Raw genomic sequence first — 20483 nt, forward strand, 5'->3', positions numbered from 1 at the left:
CGCGCGTCAGCGCCGTTCCAGCATTCGCATCCGCGGATCGCCGCCATAGGCCTTGGCCGGTTCGATCATCGCCTCGTGCAGGGCCCAGACCAAAGCATCCACCCGGTCCGGGCTGCCGACCCCCTTGAACCCGCTCCGGGTCATCAGGCACATCTGGTCCTCCAGCTTGCGCAGCCTGCCGCAATGCACCACCCGGCCCTGCTCATACAACGCTGCGACCGGCTCGGCGCGGGAACTCTTGCCCTTCGACGCCGACACCCCGCGATAGGCCACCAGTGCGCCTTGCTGGCGGATCATTGCTTCCACCATGTCACCGCCCTGATTGACCTCGGCCACCATCCGGTCAGCGCCGTGCCGCTCATAGGCCGCCACCGCCGCCCGCGCCCAGTCGGTGGGGGTGCCGCTGATGCTGGCATCTTCCAGCACCACCGCGCGCCAGTCGCGCGGATTGCCCTCGGTCATCACCCCCACCACCACGATTCCGCATTCATCCGATGTGGCCTTGGCGGTCACCGGCGGATCGACCGCCACCACGATCCGGTTCAACCGGTCAGGCGACGGCCCCTGTGCGGCCTCCAGCATATCCGTGGTCCACAGCGCGCCGTCGATATCCTCGATCAGCTCGCCCTCCAGCTCCTGCCGCCCCAGCCGCTGCCCGCCATAGCGGGTCTGCACCTCTTCCAGGAACGATTTCGCAAGATACGCCCGGTTGGCATCGGTCGGCGCGTGGGTCATCACCGTCGAGGGGTTTTTCAGAATGGCCTTCAGCACCGGAATGTTCTGCGGCGTCGTGGTCACCACCTGCTGCGGATTGGCCCCCAGCCGCAGCGCAAACTGCAGCTGATCCCAGGTCTCCTGTGCCTTTTTCCACTTCGCCAGCTCATCCACCCAGGCCGCATCGAACTGCGGTCCACGCAGCGTATCCGGGTCATGCGCCGAAAACAGCTGCGCCGTGGCCCCGTTCGGCCAGGTCAGCATCCGCCGCGTGCCGTTCCATTGCGGCCGCCGGTCGGGGGGAGAACAGGCCAGAATGCCGCTTTCGCCAAACACCATCACCTCGCGCGCCTGATCCAGCGTTTCCGCCACCAGCGCCACCCTGCTTGCCCGGCCGGGGTCCGACGGGCGCGCACCTTCCACTTGCGCACGCACCCACTCGGCCCCGGCCCGCGTCTTGCCCGCACCGCGCCCCCCCATGATGACCCAGCTTTTCCAGGCACCTTCGGGGGGCAGCTGATGCGGCAGCGCCCAGAATTCAAACATCCACGGCAAGGCCAGCAACGCCTCGTTGGACAGCCCGCCCAGAAAGTCGTCAATCACCTCCGGCGTCGCGGAGGAGAGCCAGACGCCGCCCGATCTCATCGCGCGCGGCGGCAAAGTCGAGCTCACCGGTTCCGAGAGCCCCGGCAAGATTTTTGCGGAGTTTGTCAACTTTGTTCCTCTCATCCATAAACAACCGGATAAAGCTGGTCAGATTGTCCGCGACACGTTTTGCCTCGGTCAACTGATCGAACTTCCCGGCCTCCACCTCTTCAATCACCTGATGCAGCCTGACGACCGCGCGCCCCATTTGCTGCTCGGCCACCCGCAACAGGTCTTCAGGCGTTTGGGTCTTGTCCGCTTCCGTTGCAGTGAAGTTGATTGTCATGCTGTGCTGCCACCCGCCTCGCTATCCCTCCGGACGAGTAGAAATGAAAAAAGAGCGGACAGGGGTATCACCCCGCCGCTCTCGACACTTCTTCTAGCATGTCACAAGTGATACATCGGACCGCGCGCCAAGTCAAGCCAAAAACACAATTACTACAAAGACTTAGCGGGCGATCCGTTTACCAGTTGTTAATCATCAGCGGGCGCTATTCCCCCTGCACCCCGGTCTGGCCATCCTGTCCCTGCGTGCGCTCAATCTCGCGCCAGCGGGCCACATTGGCGTTATGCTCTTCCAGCGTCACCGCAAAGGCATGGCCACCAGTGCCATCGGCCACAAAGAAGATATAGTCCGTCGTATCGGGGTTCAGCGCCGCCTCGATGCTCAGCCGCCCCGGATTGGCAATCGGCGTCGGCGGCATGCCGTCGATGACATAGGTGTTATACGGCGTCGCGCGCCGCAATTCGCTCTGCCGCAGACCGCGCCCCAGCACACCTTGCCCCATGGTCACGCCGTAAATCACCGTCGGGTCGGTCTGCAACCGCATCCCGCGCTCCAGCCGGTTGACGAACACACTCGCCACCTGCCGGCGCTCTTCGGCAACCCCGGTTTCCTTTTCGACAATGGATGCCATGATCAAGGCCTCCTCCGGCGTGGCATAGGGCAACCCATCCGCCCGGCTCGCCCAAAGCGCCGCTAGGATCTGTTCCTGCGCCGCCGTCATCCGCGCCAACAGGGCGGAGCGGTCCGCGCCCTTGTCGACCTCATAGCTGTCGGGGGCAAGGCTCCCCTCCGGCGGCACCGCAGCCACCTCACCGGTCAGGAAATCGGCGCGTTTCAGCGCCTCTACCACCTGCCAGCTGGTCACACCCTCGGCCAAGGTCACCCGGAACCGCAGATCGGATTCCGCAACCACATCGACATAGGCCTGCGGCAACGCCTCTACCGCCGGATCAAACTTCACCACCTCGACATAGCGGTTCGTGGCGGCATCCAGCTCGCGCAAAATCACATCCGCCGCGTTCACGCCGATCCGGAAATTGACCTCACGCCCGCAGGTCGATTGCCCGCCCTCGGTCAGCGACGCCAGCACATCCACCATCGACGCCCCCGGAGGGATCAGGTAGCTGCCGAACTTCAGAAGCTGCGCCTTCTCCGAGTAATCCGCGCCGATCCGGAAAATCCGCGCATCCGACACCGCGCCCTGCGCCTCCAGCGCCCGGCTCACCGAACTCAGCGACGCCCCGCGCTCGACCCGGAAGCAGATCGCATCGGTCAGCGGCCCCGGCCCGGTGTATTCCTCACGCCCCCAGGCCAGAATCCCCGCAGCCACGACCAGCAGCACAATGAACAGCGTCAGCGCGTTCGACGCGATCGAGCGCCACATCCCTCAGCGCACCTTGCCGATGACAAGGCTGGCATTGGTGCCGCCAAAGCCGAACGAGTTGGACAACGCCACGTCAATCTTGCGATGGACCGCCGCATTCGGCGCCAGATCCAGCTTTGGCGTGACCGCCGGGTTGTCCAGATTGATCGTCGGCGGTGCCACCTGATCGCGGATGGCGAGGATACAGAAAATCGCCTCCACCGCACCCGCAGCGCCCAGCAAATGCCCGATGCTCGACTTGGTCGAAGACATCGTCGCCCCCGCCGCCGCATCGCCCATCAGCCGCTCCACCGCGCCCAACTCGATGGTATCCGCCATCGTGCTGGTGCCATGCGCATTGATGTAGTCCACATCCGCAGGCGTCAGACCGGCCCGCTTCAGCGCCGCCGCCATGCTGCGATACCCGCCATCACCATCCTCGCTTGGGGCGGTGATGTGATAGGCATCGCCCGACAAGCCATAGCCCAGCACCTCGGCATAGATCTTGGCGCCGCGCGCTTTCGCATGCTCGTATTCTTCCAGCACCACGCAACCCGCGCCTTCGCCCATGACAAACCCGTCACGGTCGGCGTCATAGGGGCGGCTTGCCTTTGTCGGGTCGTCAGAACGCTTGGTCGACAGCGCCTTGCAGGCGTTGAACCCGGCGATCCCGATCTCTGAAATCGGGCTCTCCGCCCCGCCCGCCACCATCACGTCGGCATCATCCAACATGATCAGCCGCGCCGCATCACCAATGGCATGCGCGCCCGTGGAACACGCCGTCACCACCGCATGGTTCGGCCCCTTGAAGCCAAAGCGGATCGAAACCTGCCCAGACACCAGATTGATCAGCGCGCCGGGGATAAAGAACGGCGACACCCGCTTCGGCCCTTTTTCCTTGATCAGCACCGCGGTTTCCGCAATCGACGACAACCCGCCGATCCCCGAGCCGATCATCACGCCGGTGCGTTCCTTGTCCTCATCGGTCTGCGGCACCCAGCCGGAATCGCGCACCGCCTGCGTGGCCGCCGCCATACCGTACAGGATGAAATCATCCACCTTGCGGCGATCCTTCGGTTCCATCCAGTCGTCAGGATTAAAAGTACCGTCGCTGCCATCGCCCAGCGGAATTTCGCAGGCGTATTGCGTCACCACATTCGACGCGTCAAACCGCGTGATCGGCCCGGCCCCGGACTGCCCGGCAATCAACCGGCTCCAGGTTTCCTCGACCCCGCAGGCAAGCGGCGTCACCATCCCCAGACCCGTCACAACGACACGACGCATACGATGTCTCCTAAGCTCGATAAGGCTTTTTCGCCTGATACACGCGGGCCATGGCCAGTGCAACCGCCGGGGCGGTCATCCGGGGCTGACCGGCGGAAAGTGGGGGGCCAGCCCCCCCGGAATATTTGTCGACAGAAAAGGATCAGACCGGCAGCACCAGCCCCCCGCGCCCTGCACTTTCCTCGGCCCGGTCCAGCAGACGCTGCAGCGCCGCACCACGGGCAAAATCGGGAAGCGCCGGAGCCTCCCCCCGGATCGCCGCAATGAAGCGCTCATAGACCGACGACGTTTCCGGGCACTCCACCTCGTGCCAGGTCGCCGTCAGGCGATCCGGGCCGGTGCAGGCGCGCAACCGGCTGACGCTGTTCTCAAAGCTCACCTCCAGCCCGCCGGTGTCGCCAAACAACCGCAGCCGCAGATCGTTCATGTGCCCGGTGGCAAAGCGCGTCGCATGCACCACCCCCAAAGCCCCGCCCTCCAGCCGGACCTGCATCGTGACCGAGTCATTCGCATCCAGCGTATACTCGCCGATCCGGCCTTCGGGCGCCTTGTCAAAGGTCGCCAGCCGCGCCGAGACATCGACCGCCTGCTCCCCGGCGATAAAGCTGGCAAAGTCGAGAATATGGATCCCCACATCCCCCAGCACCCCCTTTGACCCATGCGCCGACGACAGCCGCCATAGCCATTGCGGCTCGTCGCGCCAGTCGCCCCAGGCGGGCTGGGTCAGCCAGCTTTGCAGATAGGATGCCTCGAAATGCCGGATCTTGCCGATTGCGCCCTCTGCCACCATCGCCGCCGCCTTTTGCAAGGCAGCCCCGTTGCGATAGGTCAGGTTGACCATGTTCACCACGCCCGCAGCCTGTGCCGCAATCGCCATCGCTTCGGCATCCGCCGCATTGGTCGCCAGCGGCTTTTCGCACAGCACATGCTTGCCCGCCGCCAGCATCGGCGTCGTGGTGGCGAAATGCGCCGCATCCGGGGTCACGTTGGTCACCGCATCAAACTGCCCCCAATCGACCGCTTCGGCAACCGAGGCAAAGCGATGGGCAATGCCGTGCTTGTCGCAAAACGCCGCCAGCTGCGCGGGCCGGGTATCCACCCCCGCCACCAGCTCCACCCCGTCAATTCGGGCGAACCCTTCGGCATGGTTGTTTGCCATGCCACCGGTGCCAAGGATCAAAAGCCGGACCGTCACCGAAACCCCTCCTCACCATCATGGTGCAGACGTGGCCCCCGCTCCTCGATCGGCTCCAGCGCCTGATCCACCGTCACATTTGGGGCCGCCGACGCATCCGCCAAGCGCAGGCCTGGATTATGCGCCCATTTCACTGCGTTCAGGATCACCCGCTGCACATGCGGGTTGTGATAGGTGGGATAGGTCTCATGCCCCGGCCGGAAATAGAACACCGACCCCGCCCCGCGCTTGTAGGTCAGGCCAGAGCGGAACACCTCGCCGCCCTGAAACCACGACACGAACACCGTCTCCATCGGTTCGGGCACGCCAAACGGCTCCCCATACATTTCCTCATTCTCAAGCTCGAAATGATCCGGCAGCCCGGCAGCAATCGGGTGGTTACGGCTGGTCAGCCAGATCCGCTCCCGCTCGCCCGCCTCGCGCCATGTCAGGTTGCAGGGCGCGCCCATCAGCCGTTTGAACGGTTTGGCAAAATGCGCCGAGTGCAGGAAAATCGCCCCCATGCCGGACCAGACCGCGTTGCACACCCGCTCCACGACCGCATCGGCCACATCACCATGCGCCGCGTGCCCCCACCAGATCAGCACATCGGTTTCGGCCAGCTTCTGCGCCGTCAGCCCATGCTCCGGGTCCTGCAACGTGACGGTCGAGGCCGCAATCCCCGCATCGCGGTTCAGCGCATCGGCAATCGCCGTGTGCATGCCGTTGGGGTAAATCCCGGCCACGACCTTATTCTCCCGCTCGTGAACATTCTCACCCCAGACCGTCACCCGGATCGCCATCGCGAATCTCTCCCTTGCTTGCGCTAACGCAGGCTGGATAGCACTAACCAAAGCGCTTTGGCAGAGGGGTCGATGGCCGGGCGGCAGAGCCTCGCCGCCCGCAGGAAAACCGGGGTCAGCCCAGCAGATTGGGCACGATGGTCACGATCCACGGCGCGAAATACAACAGCAGCAGCGCCCCGATCTGGATCAGCACAAACGGGATCACCCCGGTATAGATGTGCCGCGTCGTCACCTCTTTCGGGGCCACCCCGCGCAGATAGAACAGCGCAAAGCCGAACGGTGGCGTCAGGAAACTGGTCTGCAGATTGACCGTGATCATGATCGTGACCCAACTCGGGTCAAACGTGCCGCCATAGATCACCGGCCCGACAATAGGCACCACGATGTAGATGATCTCCAGAAAATCCAGCACAAAGCCCAGGATGAACAGCACCAGCATCACGATCAGAAACGCCGTCAGCTCATTGTCGAAACTGCGCAGAAAGCTCTGGATGTAATGCTCACCGCCAAAGCTGATCAGCACCAGATTCAGGATCTGGCTGCCGATCAGAATGGCAAACACCATGCTGGTGATCTTGGCGGTTTCGCGCACGACCGAGGTCAGCACCGCCCCGCGCCACAACACCCAGCAGGCATACAGAATGCCGAACATGGTAAAGCTATAGGTCGCCATCGCCACCCAGAACGCAATGATCTGCTCGGTCGTGGTGGTCCCCAGCCCCAGCCGCAGGTCAAAGTTCACCCCGACCAGCAGCATGATCACCAGCGCAAACGACGCCGCCGTAATCATCCGGGGGCTGCGCTCGCTGTCCTTCAGGCTGCGGTAGGCCGCCAGCAACAAGGCACCGCCTGCCCCCAGCGCTGCAGCCGGTGTCGGGTTGGTGATCCCGCCAAGGATGGATCCCAGCACCGCCACCACCAGCACCAGCGGCGGGAACACCACGCGCACGATATCGCTCTGCGTCAGCATCGGCATCCCCGCCCAGACCGCCCAGACCACCAGCCCGAATGGCACCGCCAGCCACAGCAAGCTGATCCCCGGCGACATCAAAGGCCCGATCATCAGAGCATCCACCGCCAGCCCCAGCACCACCCCGGCCAGCCCGATCCAGACCGGGCGATGATCCGCCATCGGGGCCAGCCCCCGCGCCGTGGTCAGGGTCAGCGCCGCCAGCAACAACAGCACCGCCACGCCCGACCCGATCGGGGCCCGGCTGTCTTCCCGCGCGACCCGTGCCGCAGCCCGCTCCTCCGCCGTCAGCGCTCGCGCCTGCACCGCACCGCCGGACTCGGCAATCGCCGCCTGCTCCGCCACCGCGGCATCCCAGGCGCCCTGCCCGTGCAGGGCGATCATGCTGGCCTTGCACGGCTCAGACACGTTGGTGCGCAGCGACGCCCCCTGCCCACCCGCACTGAAGCTGTCCACCGTCATGTCCTGCGAGCCGATCAGGTTGATCTGGCTCAGCATCAGAAATCCACCGATCAGCGCCACCGGCGCGATCAGAAACCACGTCGTCGCCTCACGCCGGGTCACTATCTGGCCCGATCCTTGGGTCAGCTGGATCGCCGGCGCTTTTGACGGGTTGATCAGCGCATAGCCAAAGGCATAGACCGCATAGAGCAGCGCCAGCATCAGCCCCGGCAAAATCGCCGCCTGAAACAGCGTGCCCACCGATACCACCGCCGCCCGGCCCAGATAGGTCAGCGCATCGGTGCAACCCGCCGCCTGCGCCCGTACTTCCTGACCCGAGGCGTACAGATCCCCGGCCATCGTGCCCAGCAGCACAATGACAATCGACGGCGGAATGATCTGCCCCAGCGTCCCACTCGCCGCAATCACCCCGGTCGCCAGCTGTGGGCTGTACCCGGCGCGCAGCATGGTCGGCAGGCTCAGCAGCCCCATCGTAACCACCGTCGCCCCGACAATCCCGGTCGAGGCCGCCAGAAACGCACCTACGACAACAACCGAAACCGCCAGTCCCCCTGGCAGCGGGCCAAACACCCGCGCCATCGTGGTCAAAAGGTCATTGGCGATCTTGGACCGCTCCAGCACGATGCCCATCATCACGAACATCAAGACCGCCAGCAGCGTCTCGATCGACGCCCCCGCAATGACCCGCTCGTTCATCCGGTTGACGATGAACGACAGGTTGCGGTCCATCGCCACCTCCCAGCCGCCCGGAAACAACGACACCTCCACCCGTGGCAGATCGGGATAGCGGAATGTGGTGATGTCAATCGCCGCCACCCCCTGCGCCAGCAGCGCGCGATACGCCTCCGACCCGGAGTCTATCGCCTGATGGATCAGCACCCCCCCAGAATCCAGCGCCGCAATGATGCCAAAACCGATGATCCCGGCCCCGCCGATGGCAAAGGCCACCGGAAACCCCGAAATGATCCCGCCAAACAGGCACAGGAAGATGATAATCAGGCCGACCTCAACCCCGTCCAGACCAAATAGCATGCTCAGATCCGCCCCTTATCGTGATTGCAGGTCTTGGGTGCTGCTGCCCGGCGCATCCCGGTCCAGATAGCGCCCCTCGGCGGCGGGCCCCTCGACAAACTCCAGATACGACCGCCAGAGGAACGCCCAGGCATGAATGAACACCAGCGCGCAAAACGCGATCATCAGCAGCTTGAACAGGTAATAAGCGTCAAATCCATTGGGCGAAAACGCGATGGTCTCGACATTCCATTTGAAAATCCGCGCCTTGGCCAGCAACGACTCCAGCTTGTCGCTCGCCGACACCTTCGGCGTGACCAGCGACCGCCACATGAAATACCACGAGTACAACCAGGTCAGCACCGCCGTCGGCATCATGAACAAAAGGCACCCTGCCATGTCGATGGCCCGCTTGGTCCGGAACCGCACATTGGCATAGATCAGATCCACCCGCACATGACCGCCCTGCACAAAGGTATAGGTGATGCACAGGCAGACGATCATCGCATTGTAAAGCTTCAGCTCTTCCGACCACCACGACAGATCACGCAGGAACGACGGCCCCGGCAACAGCGGGTAGCCAAAGGGCGCAAAGGGGCCAAACTCCAGCGTCGCCACACGGAAAATGCGCTGCAGAAAGATGATCACGATCTGCTGCAGCACCATCAACAGCCCGAACCAGGCCACAAACCGCCCGATCCCGTTCGCAAACCCCTCCAGCCCGCGCACCATGCCCCACATCACGCGGTTGCGCGCCATCCCGATCGCGGTCAGCACCAGAAACAGCGTCAGCACCACAAAGAAAAACTCGACCGAGGCCCCGTAATAGATGAACCGGGCCAGCGCCTCCCGGTCCGCCCAGTTCAGCCACAGCCCCGGATTGGCAATGGCTGTCCCGAAGTTGACAAACGCCATGCCGATATTGCCGATCACCCACCAAATGCCGTCCAGCACGTCGCCCCCCGTCCAATCCAGAACCCTCCCAGCCCCAAGAGCCGGGACCAACCTCCCCTGTCATCTGTTCATGAATATCCCAGGGAGGTCCGGGGGGAGGATCCCCCCGGGGTAAGTCGCACAGACACACCACCGGCAGGCCAAGGCCCGCCAGCGGCCCGCCCCTTATCCCAGCACGCGGTCGCGCTGCGCCGTGTAGGTGCCGTCCGAGATTTTCAGCCAGGATGACGACGATTTCATCGACGCCATCGCAGAGTCGTAGACCTTCTTGTAGATCTCATCGCCCATGTTCTCGTCATGCACCGCCTGACTTGCGGCGCCAAACGCATCCCAGACCGTGTCGGGGAATTCCATCGTGCGCACGCCCGCCGCCTGCAACCGCGACAAAGCCGCCCCGTTCTGGGTCAGGAATTGGGCCAGGTTCCACTGGTGGCCCTCGCCCGAGACGATCTCGATGATCTTCTGCTGCACCGGGGTCAGACTTTCGAACACATCGCGGTTGGTGGCCAGCGACAGGCCCGCGCCCGGCTCGTGGAACCCTGCGGGATAGTAGATCTTGGTGATCTCCTGCAGACCCAGCTTTTCATCAGCCCAGGGCCCGATCCATTCGGTTGCATCAATCGCCCCCGACGACAGCGCCTGATAGACCTCCGACCCCGGAATGTTCTGCACCGAGGCCCCCATCTTGCCCAGCGCCAGCCCGCCCAGACCGGGCATGCGGAACTTCAGCCCCTGAAAATCCTCCGGCCCGGTGATCTCCTTGCGGAACCAACCGCCGCCCTGCGCGCCGGTGTTGCCGGCAAGGAACGACTTGATGCCAAAGATCTGGCCCAGCTCGTCATGCAGCTCCATGCCGCCATTGTGGTAATACCAGTTCGCCAGCTCCTGCGCGGTCATGCCAAACGGCACGGCGGTAAAGAACGCATAGGCCGGATGCTGGCCAACAAAGTAGTAGTCCGCCCCGTGATACATATCGGCCTGACCCGAGGTCACGGCGTCAAACACCTCGAACGCACCCACCAGCTCTCCGGCCGCTTTCAGATCCACCGTCAGCTGGCCATCGGTCAGCGCGGTGATCATGTCGGCACAGCGCTGCGCCGAGTCGTGCACCCCCGCCAGACCGCGACCCCAGGTTGTCACCAGCGTCAGCGTGCGGTTGCCTTGCGCATACATCGGTGCGGCCAGCGTGGTCGCGGCAGCAGCAGTTGCGCCCCCCAGCGCAGCCTTCGTCAAAAAGGAACGACGGTCCATCAGCACTCTCCTCCCGTTTATGATTTATCCTTGGATGGCCTCCACCATCCCGGCCTGATGACAATATCGTGACCAAAGCTCTGCGAAAATACCGACAACTACGCAGATCGCTCTCCAAAACGCGGAAAAGCGCTGCGAGCGGCAACGCACCCCCGACGCCCCACAGATTTCGCGCCCCCACCCCCGCTCCCCCGTTGACCCGGACCGCATCCGACCGCACTCTGCCCGGCAGCGTCGGGTGGGGGAAACGGCATGGCCACGGGCCGCACGGGCAGACACAGGCTCAGCTACGGGCAAAAGGTCTTTCTGTTGGCCACGCTGCCGCTTGTTCTGGCCATGGCAATCCTGTCGGTTCTGGTCACGCGTGAGGCGCGGCAGATGTCAGAGCGTGAAATCGCGGTGCTCGAGGCGCAGCTGATCGCCACCAAGCGCACCGAGCTGAAAAACTACCTCTCCATCGCCCGCACCGCCTTTGGCCCGATCTATGGCAACGCCCTGCCCGACGATCAGATTGCCAAGACCCGCGTAGCCCAGATCCTTGCGGCGATGACCTATGGCAGCGACGGCTTTTTCTTTGTCTACGATTACGACGGCCGCAATATCGTCAGCCCGCGTCAGACCTGGCTGATCGAAAAAGACTGGGCCGGGCTCAAGGACAGCGAAGGCACCCCGGTCGTTGACCGCCTGATCGAACTGGCGCGGCAGGGCTCGGGGTTTCACACCTATGTCTGGCCCCGACCCACCTCGGGCCGCAACGGGCGGATGATCACCTATGTCATCGGCCTGCAAGACTGGCGGTGGGTGGTCGGCACCGGGGTCTTCATCGACGATGTGCTGACCTCGGTTGCCACCGCCCGCGCCGAGACCGAGGCGCGCGTCACCCGCACCTTTGTCTATATCGGGGCCATCACCGCCGCCGCCGTGCTGGCGGTGTTCCTGTCTGGCCTCATCCTCAACCTGCGCGAACGCCGTCTTGCCGACCAGAAGCTCAAGGCCCTCACCCAGCGCATCTTTGACACCCAGGAAGAAGAGCGCGGCCGCGTTGCCCGCGAACTGCATGACAGCATCAGCCAGATCCTTGTCGGCGTGCGCTATACGCTGGAACTGGCCCGCAGGCGGCTGACCATCAATGATGCCCGCGCGGGCGAAAGCCTGGGGCAAGGCATCGAGAACCTCAACGGCGCGATCCAAGAGGTGCGCCGCATCAGCCGCGATCTGCGCCCCGGCGTGCTCGATGACCTTGGCCTTGGCCCCGCCCTGCAATCGCTGGCCGAAGAATTCGGCCGACGCACCGGCATCACCGTCGATTATGTCACCAACCCGTTCCGCAACCGGCTCGACCCCGAGGCGAAAATCGCCCTCTACCGCATCGCCCAAGAGGCGCTGACCAACATCGAACGCCATTCCGGCGCCACCCACGTCAAGATGCTGGTGCGCGGCACCAAGACCGGCGCTGTCGTCAGAATCGAGGACAACGGCCACGGCATGCCGCCCAACCGCCGCGACGGGCTTGGCCTGCGCAATATGGCCGAACGGATGGAACGGCTTGACGGCACCCTGCGCATCCTGTCATCCCGAACCGGCACGTTGATCGAAGCGCAGGTGCCGCTCTCCCACATGCTCCCCCCGACCGGAACCGCAGAGGCGCAAGGATGACCCAGACCACCCACCCTGTTCTGCCTCAGACAGCAGGTCTGTCCCCGACCCGCGTTCTGATCGTCGATGATCACCCGATGGTGGCCGCAGGCATCCGCGCCATTCTGGAAACCTACGACGATATCCACGTCGTCGGCACCCTGTCCAATGGCCGCGACGCCATTGACCGCGTGGCCGAGCTTGACCCTGACGTGATGCTGCTTGACCTCAACATGCCACAGATCAGCGGCTTGACCGCGACCGAAATCATTCTGGAACGCCGCCCCGACACCCGGATCCTGATCCTGTCGATGCACGACAGCCCCGAATACATCTCCACCGCGCTCAGCCATGGCGCGATGGGCTACCTGCTCAAGGACGTGCCGACCGAAGAGGTGAAACTCGCCATCGACACCGTGATGCAGGGTCGCCGCTATCTGTGCACCGGCGCCAGCGAAAGCCTCAAACCGCTTGCCAATGACGCGCGCGAACCCTTGACCAGCCGCGAGCAGACCATCCTGCTGGAACTGGCGCAGGGCCGGTCCAACAAAGAGGTGGCGATCGCGCTGGATATATCGGTGCGCACGGTCGAAACCCACCGCAAGAACATCAAGCGTAAGCTCGGTATCGCCTCCACCGCCGGCCTAACCCGTTATGCGATGGAACATGGCGTGTTGCAGGGCACCGGACAGGGCAGGTAGCCAGAGCAATGCCCGAGCCTGCCCCACCCGCAGCCCTTGGCCTGCACCCCAGACGGCGCCTCACCGGCGGCCATCGCAATACCGTCTGGCTTTGCGACGGGCCAGATGGCCCGGTCGTCGCCAAATCTACCCGCCGGACTGAGGCGCAATTGCACTGGCTCGCGCCCCTACACACCGCCGCCCGCACCGCAGGCTTCCTTGTCCCCACCCTGCAGCAAAGCCCCTCCGGCCAGCTTTCGCATCACGGCTGGACCATCGAGCCATGGGTTCAGGGTCGCGCGGCCCAAGCCCCTGACATGGCCGCCCTAGTCCCGCGCCTCCGCGCCTTTCACGCCGCCTGCCCGGGCCTGCCCCAGCGCCCCGGCTTTTGCAGCCTGCCCGAACTCATAACCCGGACCCACAGCGGCGACATCGACCTCACCACCCTGCCCGCCGATATCCTGCCACCGCTGCGCAATGCATGGGCCGCCGTCGCGGACAGCCCCGCCCAACCGATCCACGGTGACTTTGGCCCGGCCAATGTGATCCTGACCGACCATGGCCCCTGCCTGATCGACTGGGATGAATCCCGCGTTGATCTGCCCGCGCTGGACCTGATCCATGCCGCCCCCCAACCGCCCGAAATCAACCGCGCCCATCTGGCGCTGGAAATCGCCTCATGCTGGCACTCCGAACCGGATCACGCCCGAAATCTGCTGGTCCGGTTCAGCCTTGGCGGCAACACCGGCCGATAAAACCCGACGCCCAAAGCGAACTTTCCCCGCGCCCCTTGCATTTCAGCCGCGCGCACCAAAGTCATGGCCATACCGAACCACAGGCCAACAGCCACCAACGGGGAAGCCATCTTGACCTATATTCTGTTCTGCATCGGGCTCGTCGCCCTTTTTCTGGGCGGCGAGTACTTGGTGCGCGGCGCATCGAACATCGCCCGCCACTTCAACCTGTCGCCCATGGTGATCGGCCTGACCATCGTGGGCTTCGGCACCTCGGCCCCCGAACTGCTGGTCTCGGTTCAGGCCGCCCTCGCCGGTCAGCCCGCCATTGCCATCGGCAATGTTCTCGGCTCCAACATCGCCAATATCCTGCTGATCCTGGGCACTTCGGCGGTCATCGCAGCGCTGATGATCCCCTTGCGAAAGGTCTGGCGCGATCTGGGCATCATGATCGTGGCCACCGCAGCACTCTGGGTCATGCTGCTTGATGGGGTGATTTCCCGCACGGACGGGGTAATCCTGCTGATCGGCCTCGCGATCTTCATGGTCATGGCCTTCACGCTGGGCAAGGAGGAACCAGATCTTGACGCCGCACCCCCGGCAAAGATGCCAATCTCGATTGCGCAAACCCTTGGCGGGTTGGTCGTGCTGGTCATCGGCGCGCGCCTTCTGGTGGACAGCGCCACGATCATCGCGCAGTCGTTCGGCGTGTCCGAAGCGGTGATCGCCCTCACCGTTGTCGCCGTCGGCACCAGCCTGCCAGAGCTGGCAACATCGGTGATTGCGGCCTTTCGCAAGCAGACCGAAATCGCGGTCGGCAACGTGATCGGCTCGAACATCTTCAACATTCTGTCGATCCTCGGCATCACCGCCCTGATCACTCCGATCCCCGCCGACCCGCGTTTTGCCAGCGTCGATATGCCATGGGTCGCCGGAACCGCCGTCTTGCTGGTGCTGTTCGCGGTGCTGCTCAAGGGCATCCCGCGTCTTGCAGGCGTGGCCTTGCTGGCAGTCTATGCCGGATATGTCGGGCTGATGATGGCCTGATGCACCTGCGCCCATACCCGCCGCTGACGCTCACCGGCGGGTATGAGGCGCGACTCACCACGGGCCACAGCAGCAAGCAGTGCGGAATTTTCCATAAATGTCGCCCGCAGACACGCAAACGCAATAAAAAATCAAAAATAGCCGCCATCAGGGACACTTTATTCTGTTTTTTGCGGTTGACGCCCCCAATCCGCCGCCATAGTTTGCCCAACGTAAGGCTTTGAGGGGGCGGCGATGCTGCATATTCTCGTACTTGGGGGTTTTTGGCGCATGGGCCGGTAACGGTTGACCATAACAGGTTCCCATGCGCCCCCGGAAACCCCGGGGGCTTTTTGTTGCGACAGATCAGGCCAGACTGGCACAGGCGGAGAGACGGACGATGACACAGACGGGGACACAGTCGATGACGGGAACGCAGACGATGACCGGCGCCCGGATGGTGGTGCAGGCACTGAAAGATCAGGGCGTGGATGTGGTCTTTGGCTACCCCGGCGGCGCGGTCCTTCCGATCTATGACGAGATCTTTCAGCAAAACGACATCCGCCACATTCTGGTGCGCCACGAACAGGGCGCGGTCCATATGGCCGAAGGCTATGCGCGCTCGACCGGCAAGGTCGGCGTGGCGCTGGTGACCTCTGGTCCCGGGGCCACCAATGCGGTGACCGGTCTGGTTGACGCGCTGATGGACTCGATCCCGATCGTGGTCCTGTCGGGTCAGGTGCCCACCTTCATGATCGGCACCGACGGCTTTCAGGAGGCCGATACCGTCGGCATCACCCGCCCCTGCACCAAGATGAACTGGCTGGTGAAAGACACCGCCAATCTGGCCGCCACCATCCATCAGGCGTTCCACGTGTCGCGCTCCGGTCGCCCCGGCCCGGTGCTGGTGGATATCCCCAAGGATGTGCAGTTCGCCACCTCGGACTATGTGGTGAAGGAAAAGATCAAGGTCAGCCATTACCAGCCAAAGCTGAAAGGCGACATCGACCAGATCACCCGTCTGGTGGAAATGATCGAAACCGCCGAACGCCCGATCCTTTATACGGGGGGCGGCGTGATCAACTCCGGCCCCGCCGCCAGCCAGCTCTTGCGCGAACTGGCCGAAGCCACCGGCTTTCCGGTCACCTCGACCCTGATGGGTCTGGGCGCCTATCCGGCATCTGGCAAGAACTGGCTGGGCATGCTGGGCATGCACGGTCTGTACGAGGCCAATCTGGCGATGCATGGCTGCGATCTGATGATCAACATCGGCGCGCGCTTTGACGACCGCATCACCGGCCGGATCAAGGATTTCTCGCCGAACTCGCGCAAGGCGCATATCGACATCGACGCCTCCAGCATCAACAAGGTCATCCGTGTCGATGTGCCGATCCTGGGCGATGTCGGCCATGTGCTCGAAGACCTGCTGCGGATCTGGAAATCGCGGGGCCGCAAGGTCAACAAGGACGGTCTGGCGAAATGGTGGAAGCAGATCAACGAATGGCGGGCCGTGAAATGCCTGACCTATACCAACTCGACCGCCATCATCAAACCGCAATACGCGCTGGAACGGCTGGAGGCCCTGACCAAGGGCATGGACCGCTACATCACCACCGAGGTCGGCCAGCATCAGATGTGGGCCGCGCAGTTCCTTGGCTTTGAAGCCCCGAACCGCTGGATGACCTCGGGCGGCCTCGGCACCATGGGCTACGGCCTGCCCGCCTCGATCGGCGTGCAGATCGCCCATCCCGAGGCGCTGGTGATCAACGTCGCCGGTGAGGCCAGCTGGCTGATGAACATGCAGGAAATGGGCACCGCCATGCAGTTCCGCGCGCCGGTCAAGCAGTTCATCCTGAACAACGAACGCCTTGGCATGGTGCGCCAGTGGCAGGAGCTGCTGCACGGCGAACGCTATTCGCAAAGCTGGTCGGAATCGCTGCCCGACTTTGTGAAACTGGCCGAAGCCTTTGGCTGCAAGGGCATCAAGGTCAGCGACCCCAAGGATCTGGACGACGCCATCATGGAGATGATCCGCTATGACGGCCCGGTGATCTTTGACTGTCTGGTGGAAAAGCACGAAAACTGCTTCCCGATGATCCCGTCAGGCAAACCGCATAACGAGATGCTGCTCGGCGACGCCGACACGCAGGGCGTGATCGGAGCCAAGGGCGCCGTGCTGGTGTGATGACCCGCCGTGCGACGCCCTGTCGCGTGATCTTTTGCTGAACCCCCGGGGGCTTTGCCCCCGGACCCCCAGAGTATTTTTGCCAAGATGAAAGGGCAGGCCCATGTCGCCGCTCAATATCAAACAAGGCTCGACCAGCCATTCCGCCTATGACCTGCGCGACCCCTATGCCGAGGTGATCGAAGCCCATACCCTGGCCGTGATCGTCGACAACGAGGCCGGGGTTCTGGCCCGCGTGATCGGGCTGTTCTCGGGGCGCGGCTACAACATAGACAGCCTGACCGTGGCCGAGGTCGACCACACCGGCCACCGCTCGCGCATCACCATCGTGACCCGGGGCACGCCGCAGATCATCGCGCAGATCAAGGCGCAGCTGGCCCGGATCGTTCCGGTACACGAAGTGCATGACCTGACCGAAGAAGGCCCCTCGGTGCAGCGCGAACTGGCGCTGTTCAAGGTGGTGGGACGCGGCGAGCACCGGATCGAGGCCTTGCGGCTGGCCGAGATCTTCCGCGCCCATGTGGTGGATTCGACGCTGGAGTCTTTCGTGTTCGAGATGACCGGCACACCGGAAAAGATCGACAGCTTTGCCGAGCTGATGCGCCCGCTGGGCCTGCGCGAGATTGCCCGCACCGGGGTGGCAGCGCTGTCACGCGGGGTCTGAAGCGGGGTCTGACTGGCCACGATGATTGAGCGGTGCGGGATGAAGATAGTCCCGCACCCGCGGCACCGCATCGGCGCGGCGCGCGATCTGCATCTGGAACAGCACCATGCCCATGTCGGTAAAGCTGACCTCGGCGGCGATCAGGTAATACCACCACATCCGGATAAAACGGTCATCGAACATGGCGCGCACACGCGGCTCATTCGCGCGGAAACGCTGCTGCCAATCGCGCAGCGTGCGTTCGTAATGCCCCCGCCAGACCTCCAGATCGGCAACCACCAGTCCGGCACGTTCCACCCGTGGGATCACTTCCGACAACGCCGGCGAATAGCCGCCCGGAAAGATGTATTTCTGAAACCACGGCGACAGCACGCGCGGCGGCGTATGCCGCCCGATGAAATGGATCAGCCCGACGCCATCTTCGGCCAGCACCCCGTGGATCTTGTCGAAATAGGCCTGATACTGCGGCACGCCGACATGCTCCATCATGCCCACGCTTACCACCCGGTCAAAGCGGTCGGGCACATCGCGGTAATCCTGCAATCGGAACGCGACGCGGTCGCTCAGCCCCATCACAGCGGCACGGGCCTGTGCCGCCTCAAGCTGCACCGGTGACAGGGTGATCCCGGTGACATGCACGCCATGCTGGCGCGCCAGATACAGCGCCAGCCCGCCCCAGCCGCAGCCGATGTCGAGCACGCGCAGCCCCGGCCGCAGGCAGAGCTTGGCCGCGATATGCGCCATCTTGGCCGCCTGCGCGGCCTCCAGCGTCATCGCGTCATCGCGGTAATAGGCGCAGGTGTATTGCAGCTCATCCTCCAGAAACAGCGCGTAGAACGCATCCGGAATATCGTAGTGCTGCTGCACCCGGCGCCGGGCCACGCGCAGCGTGTTCCACTGCATCACCCCTTTGGTCCGCACCCGCAGGCCATGCGCCAGCCGCATCGGCAAGGGCAGCCGCCCACCTTGCGCCGAGCGCGCCGCGATCTGCAGGAACCCCCGCAGATCATCGTCGGAGGGAAAGCTCAGGCCCCCGTCCATGTACCCCTCCCCCAGCGCCATCTGGGGGTTGAGCAAGATACGGCGCGGCAGGGCCGGGTCGGTGATCACCACCTGCGCTTCGGGGCCAGTGCCCGCGCCATAGTTGGCAGCACTGCCATCGGGAAACCGGACATGCAGGCGGCCCTCACGGATGCCCCGCTCCAGCACAGCCTGCAACGCCCTGATCCACATCCGCCTGCCCCCGGATTCTTATGTCCTGTGACACCAGCGTAATAAGGCTGTGCAAGCATGGAAAGGCGTTTTCAGCGCCCTTCGAAATCCGCCGGGCGCTTGTCCAGAAACGCCACGACGCCCTCCATGAAATCGCGGGTCTGGCCGCAGGCGCCTTGCAGCCGCGCTTCCAGCGCCAGCTGCGCCTCCAGATCATTGGCGTAGCTTTGACGCAGCGCCTGTTTCACGCCGCGATAGGCCACCGTCGGACCGCGTGCCAAGGCCCCGGCGCGGGCGGCGATATGGGTGGCAAAACCGTCATCCGGCACTGCTTCCCAGATCATGCCCCAGTCCGCCGCTTGCTGTGCAGAGATCTTGTCGGCAAACAGCATCGCCCCCATGGCGCGGGCAAAGCCGACCTGACGCGGCAGCCAATAGGTGCCGCCCGCATCCGGCATCAGCCCGATCCGGGTGAACGCCTGAATGAAACTGGCGCTCTGCGCCGCGATCACCACATCACAGGCCAGCGCCAGATTGGCCCCGGCCCCTGCCGCCGCGCCATTCACGGCGGCAATGGTCGGCACCGGGCAATCCATGATGGCGCGCAGCAGCGGTTCGTATTCGTCGCGCAGGGTGCGCTCCAGATCAATCTCGGCGATCTTTGCCCGGTCGCCCAGATCCTGACCCGAGCAGAACGCCCGCCCGGTTCCGGTCAGCACGATCACCCGCGCCGATCTGGCCCCATGGCGCATGGCATCCAGCAGCTCCGCCCGCATCTGGCTGGACAGCGCATTCATCACCTCGGGCCGGTTCAGGGAAATGGTGGTGATGCCGCCGTCTTCGGTGACGCTGATCGTCTGATAATCCATATGACCCCCTGAGTGTTTGAGCGTGAGACTACCCGCAGCGGCGCCCAAGAAAAGGCCAAACGCCGCGTCACTTGCGGGCGTCACGTGATCCCGGAGTTACTTCTTCATCAACTCGCGCAGCCGCGCCTGTTCGTCGGCTGTCAGCGCCTCGACCGGGGCCGCCGCCTGACCGCGCCTGCGGATATAGAGGAATGCCCCCAGCCCGCCCAGCAGCAAGACCCCCGGCCCGGCCAGCCACAGGATCAGGTTCGCGCCCTCGGGCTTCGGGTTGAACAGCACGAATTCGCCATAGCGGCTGACCACAAAGTCAATCACCTGCGCATCGGTATCGCCCGCCATGATCCGCTCGCGCACCACCAGCCGCAGATCGCGGCTGATCGGCGCATTGGAATCGTCAATCGACTCGCCCTGACACACCGGGCAGCGCAGATCGCGGCTGATCGCGCGCGCCCGCGCCTCCAGCCCCGGATCGGCCAGCACCTCACCGGGCTGCACCGCAAAGGCCGGCGACAGCGGGGCAAGGACCATCATCAGAACCAGCAGGAACCGCGTCATGCC

18 protein-coding genes are annotated in these 20483 nt (G+C 64.1%); 6 read left to right on the forward strand and 12 right to left on the reverse strand.

The features are described from left to right. Positions 1-6 precede the first annotated feature (6 nt). The 9 genes from J2X53_RS11040 to J2X53_RS11080 all read right to left on the reverse strand — a co-directional run bounded on the left by J2X53_RS11040 (position 7) and on the right by J2X53_RS11080 (position 10920). Positions 7-1359 (reverse strand): terminase family protein, encoded by a 1353-nt coding sequence (locus tag J2X53_RS11040; RefSeq protein WP_349037544.1) that lies wholly within the window; start codon positions 1357-1359, stop codon positions 7-9. Beyond that, positions 1310-1645: a hypothetical protein gene (locus tag J2X53_RS11045; protein ID WP_349037545.1), complete on the reverse strand. Its 336-nt coding sequence runs from the start codon at positions 1643-1645 to the stop codon at positions 1310-1312. The genes J2X53_RS11040 and J2X53_RS11045 overlap by 50 nt, the downstream gene beginning before the upstream one ends. A gap of 205 nt (positions 1646-1850) precedes the next feature. Further along, complete coding sequence (mltG, locus tag J2X53_RS11050; RefSeq protein WP_349037546.1) at positions 1851-3029, reverse strand: endolytic transglycosylase MltG; 1179 nt, start codon at positions 3027-3029, stop codon at positions 1851-1853. A gap of 3 nt (positions 3030-3032) precedes the next feature. Next, positions 3033-4292: a beta-ketoacyl-ACP synthase II gene (gene fabF / locus J2X53_RS11055; RefSeq protein ID WP_349037547.1), complete on the reverse strand. Its 1260-nt coding sequence runs from the start codon at positions 4290-4292 to the stop codon at positions 3033-3035. Between the two features lie 142 nt (positions 4293-4434). Then, entirely contained in the window at positions 4435-5487 is a 1053-nt protein-coding gene (locus tag J2X53_RS11060; RefSeq protein WP_349037548.1) for a Gfo/Idh/MocA family oxidoreductase, read from the reverse strand. Continuing rightward, a complete protein-coding gene (locus J2X53_RS11065) occupies positions 5484-6269 on the reverse strand; it encodes a ThuA domain-containing protein (RefSeq protein WP_349037549.1) in 786 nt (261 codons plus the stop codon). Before J2X53_RS11065 ends, J2X53_RS11060 begins: the two co-directional genes overlap by 4 nt. A 115-nt stretch (positions 6270-6384) precedes the next feature. Beyond that, the gene (locus J2X53_RS11070) at positions 6385-8736 is read right to left on the reverse strand and encodes a TRAP transporter large permease subunit (RefSeq protein ID WP_349037550.1); all 2352 of its coding nucleotides are present in this window, start codon (positions 8734-8736) and stop codon (positions 6385-6387) included. A 15-nt stretch (positions 8737-8751) separates the two neighbouring features. Next, positions 8752-9630, reverse strand: a complete 879-nt coding sequence (locus J2X53_RS11075; RefSeq protein ID WP_349037854.1) for a TRAP transporter small permease subunit — start codon at positions 9628-9630, stop codon at positions 8752-8754. Positions 9631-9834: 204 nt separating this feature from the next. Then, on the reverse strand, positions 9835-10920 hold the full coding sequence (locus J2X53_RS11080) for a TRAP transporter substrate-binding protein (protein WP_349037551.1): 1086 nt from the start codon (positions 10918-10920) through the stop codon (positions 9835-9837). A 252-nt stretch (positions 10921-11172) separates the two neighbouring features. Here J2X53_RS11080 and J2X53_RS11085 point away from each other — a divergent pair, with 252 nt between their 5' ends. The 6 genes from J2X53_RS11085 to ilvN all read left to right on the forward strand — a co-directional run bounded on the left by J2X53_RS11085 (position 11173) and on the right by ilvN (position 17844). Beyond that, positions 11173-12576, forward strand: a complete 1404-nt coding sequence (locus J2X53_RS11085; RefSeq protein WP_349037552.1) for a cache domain-containing protein — start codon at positions 11173-11175, stop codon at positions 12574-12576. Further along, positions 12573-13256 (forward strand): response regulator transcription factor, encoded by a 684-nt coding sequence (locus J2X53_RS11090; RefSeq protein ID WP_349037553.1) that lies wholly within the window; start codon positions 12573-12575, stop codon positions 13254-13256. The genes J2X53_RS11085 and J2X53_RS11090 overlap by 4 nt, the downstream gene beginning before the upstream one ends. A gap of 8 nt (positions 13257-13264) precedes the next feature. Further along, entirely contained in the window at positions 13265-13990 is a 726-nt protein-coding gene (locus tag J2X53_RS11095; protein ID WP_349037554.1) for an aminoglycoside phosphotransferase family protein, read from the forward strand. A 111-nt stretch (positions 13991-14101) separates the two neighbouring features. Then, complete coding sequence (locus tag J2X53_RS11100) at positions 14102-15016, forward strand: calcium/sodium antiporter (protein ID WP_349037555.1); 915 nt, start codon at positions 14102-14104, stop codon at positions 15014-15016. A 403-nt stretch (positions 15017-15419) separates the two neighbouring features. After that, positions 15420-17180, forward strand: a complete 1761-nt coding sequence (locus tag J2X53_RS11105; protein WP_349037556.1) for an acetolactate synthase 3 large subunit — start codon at positions 15420-15422, stop codon at positions 17178-17180. A gap of 103 nt (positions 17181-17283) precedes the next feature. Beyond that, on the forward strand, positions 17284-17844 hold the full coding sequence (gene ilvN / locus J2X53_RS11110; protein WP_118152832.1) for an acetolactate synthase small subunit: 561 nt from the start codon (positions 17284-17286) through the stop codon (positions 17842-17844). Here the strand turns inward: ilvN and J2X53_RS11115 are convergent. The 3 genes from J2X53_RS11115 to J2X53_RS11125 form a co-directional block, all read right to left on the reverse strand. Then, positions 17830-19077, reverse strand: a complete 1248-nt coding sequence (locus tag J2X53_RS11115) for a cyclopropane-fatty-acyl-phospholipid synthase family protein (protein ID WP_349037557.1) — start codon at positions 19075-19077, stop codon at positions 17830-17832. The genes ilvN and J2X53_RS11115 overlap by 15 nt on opposite strands. Before the next feature lie 71 nt (positions 19078-19148). Then, the gene (locus tag J2X53_RS11120) at positions 19149-19925 is read right to left on the reverse strand and encodes an enoyl-CoA hydratase-related protein (RefSeq protein WP_349037558.1); all 777 of its coding nucleotides are present in this window, start codon (positions 19923-19925) and stop codon (positions 19149-19151) included. Positions 19926-20021: 96 nt separating this feature from the next. Further along, complete coding sequence (locus J2X53_RS11125; protein WP_349037559.1) at positions 20022-20480, reverse strand: cytochrome c-type biogenesis protein; 459 nt, start codon at positions 20478-20480, stop codon at positions 20022-20024. Positions 20481-20483: the final 3 nt, after the last annotated feature.

The organism is Pseudotabrizicola sp. 4114 (assembly GCF_031457365.1).
Classification (GTDB): domain Bacteria; phylum Pseudomonadota; class Alphaproteobacteria; order Rhodobacterales; family Rhodobacteraceae; genus Pseudotabrizicola.

What these genes read in the sequence shown, in the direction of transcription:
- J2X53_RS11040 (WP_349037544.1), bottom strand. Translation starts at nt 1,359, where the DNA reads ATGAGATCGGGCGGCGTCTGGCTCTCCTCCGCGACGCCGGAGGTGATT.
- J2X53_RS11045 (WP_349037545.1), bottom strand. Translation starts at nt 1,645, where the DNA reads ATGACAATCAACTTCACTGCAACGGAAGCGGACAAGACCCAAACGCCT.
- mltG (WP_349037546.1), bottom strand. Translation starts at nt 3,029, where the DNA reads ATGTGGCGCTCGATCGCGTCGAACGCGCTGACGCTGTTCATTGTGCTG.
- fabF (WP_349037547.1), bottom strand. Translation starts at nt 4,292, where the DNA reads ATGCGTCGTGTCGTTGTGACGGGTCTGGGGATGGTGACGCCGCTTGCC.
- J2X53_RS11065 (WP_349037549.1), bottom strand. Translation starts at nt 6,269, where the DNA reads ATGGCGATCCGGGTGACGGTCTGGGGTGAGAATGTTCACGAGCGGGAG.
- J2X53_RS11070 (WP_349037550.1), bottom strand. Translation starts at nt 8,736, where the DNA reads ATGCTATTTGGTCTGGACGGGGTTGAGGTCGGCCTGATTATCATCTTC.
- J2X53_RS11075 (WP_349037854.1), bottom strand. Translation starts at nt 9,630, where the DNA reads ATGGCGTTTGTCAACTTCGGGACAGCCATTGCCAATCCGGGGCTGTGG.
- J2X53_RS11080 (WP_349037551.1), bottom strand. Translation starts at nt 10,920, where the DNA reads ATGGACCGTCGTTCCTTTTTGACGAAGGCTGCGCTGGGGGGCGCAACT.
- J2X53_RS11085 (WP_349037552.1), top strand. Translation starts at nt 11,173, where the DNA reads ATGGCCACGGGCCGCACGGGCAGACACAGGCTCAGCTACGGGCAAAAG.
- J2X53_RS11090 (WP_349037553.1), top strand. Translation starts at nt 12,573, where the DNA reads ATGACCCAGACCACCCACCCTGTTCTGCCTCAGACAGCAGGTCTGTCC.
- J2X53_RS11095 (WP_349037554.1), top strand. Translation starts at nt 13,265, where the DNA reads ATGCCCGAGCCTGCCCCACCCGCAGCCCTTGGCCTGCACCCCAGACGG.
- J2X53_RS11105 (WP_349037556.1), top strand. Translation starts at nt 15,420, where the DNA reads ATGACGGGAACGCAGACGATGACCGGCGCCCGGATGGTGGTGCAGGCA.
- ilvN (WP_118152832.1), top strand. Translation starts at nt 17,284, where the DNA reads ATGTCGCCGCTCAATATCAAACAAGGCTCGACCAGCCATTCCGCCTAT.
- J2X53_RS11115 (WP_349037557.1), bottom strand. Translation starts at nt 19,077, where the DNA reads ATGTGGATCAGGGCGTTGCAGGCTGTGCTGGAGCGGGGCATCCGTGAG.
- J2X53_RS11120 (WP_349037558.1), bottom strand. Translation starts at nt 19,925, where the DNA reads ATGGATTATCAGACGATCAGCGTCACCGAAGACGGCGGCATCACCACC.
- J2X53_RS11125 (WP_349037559.1), bottom strand. Translation starts at nt 20,480, where the DNA reads ATGACGCGGTTCCTGCTGGTTCTGATGATGGTCCTTGCCCCGCTGTCG.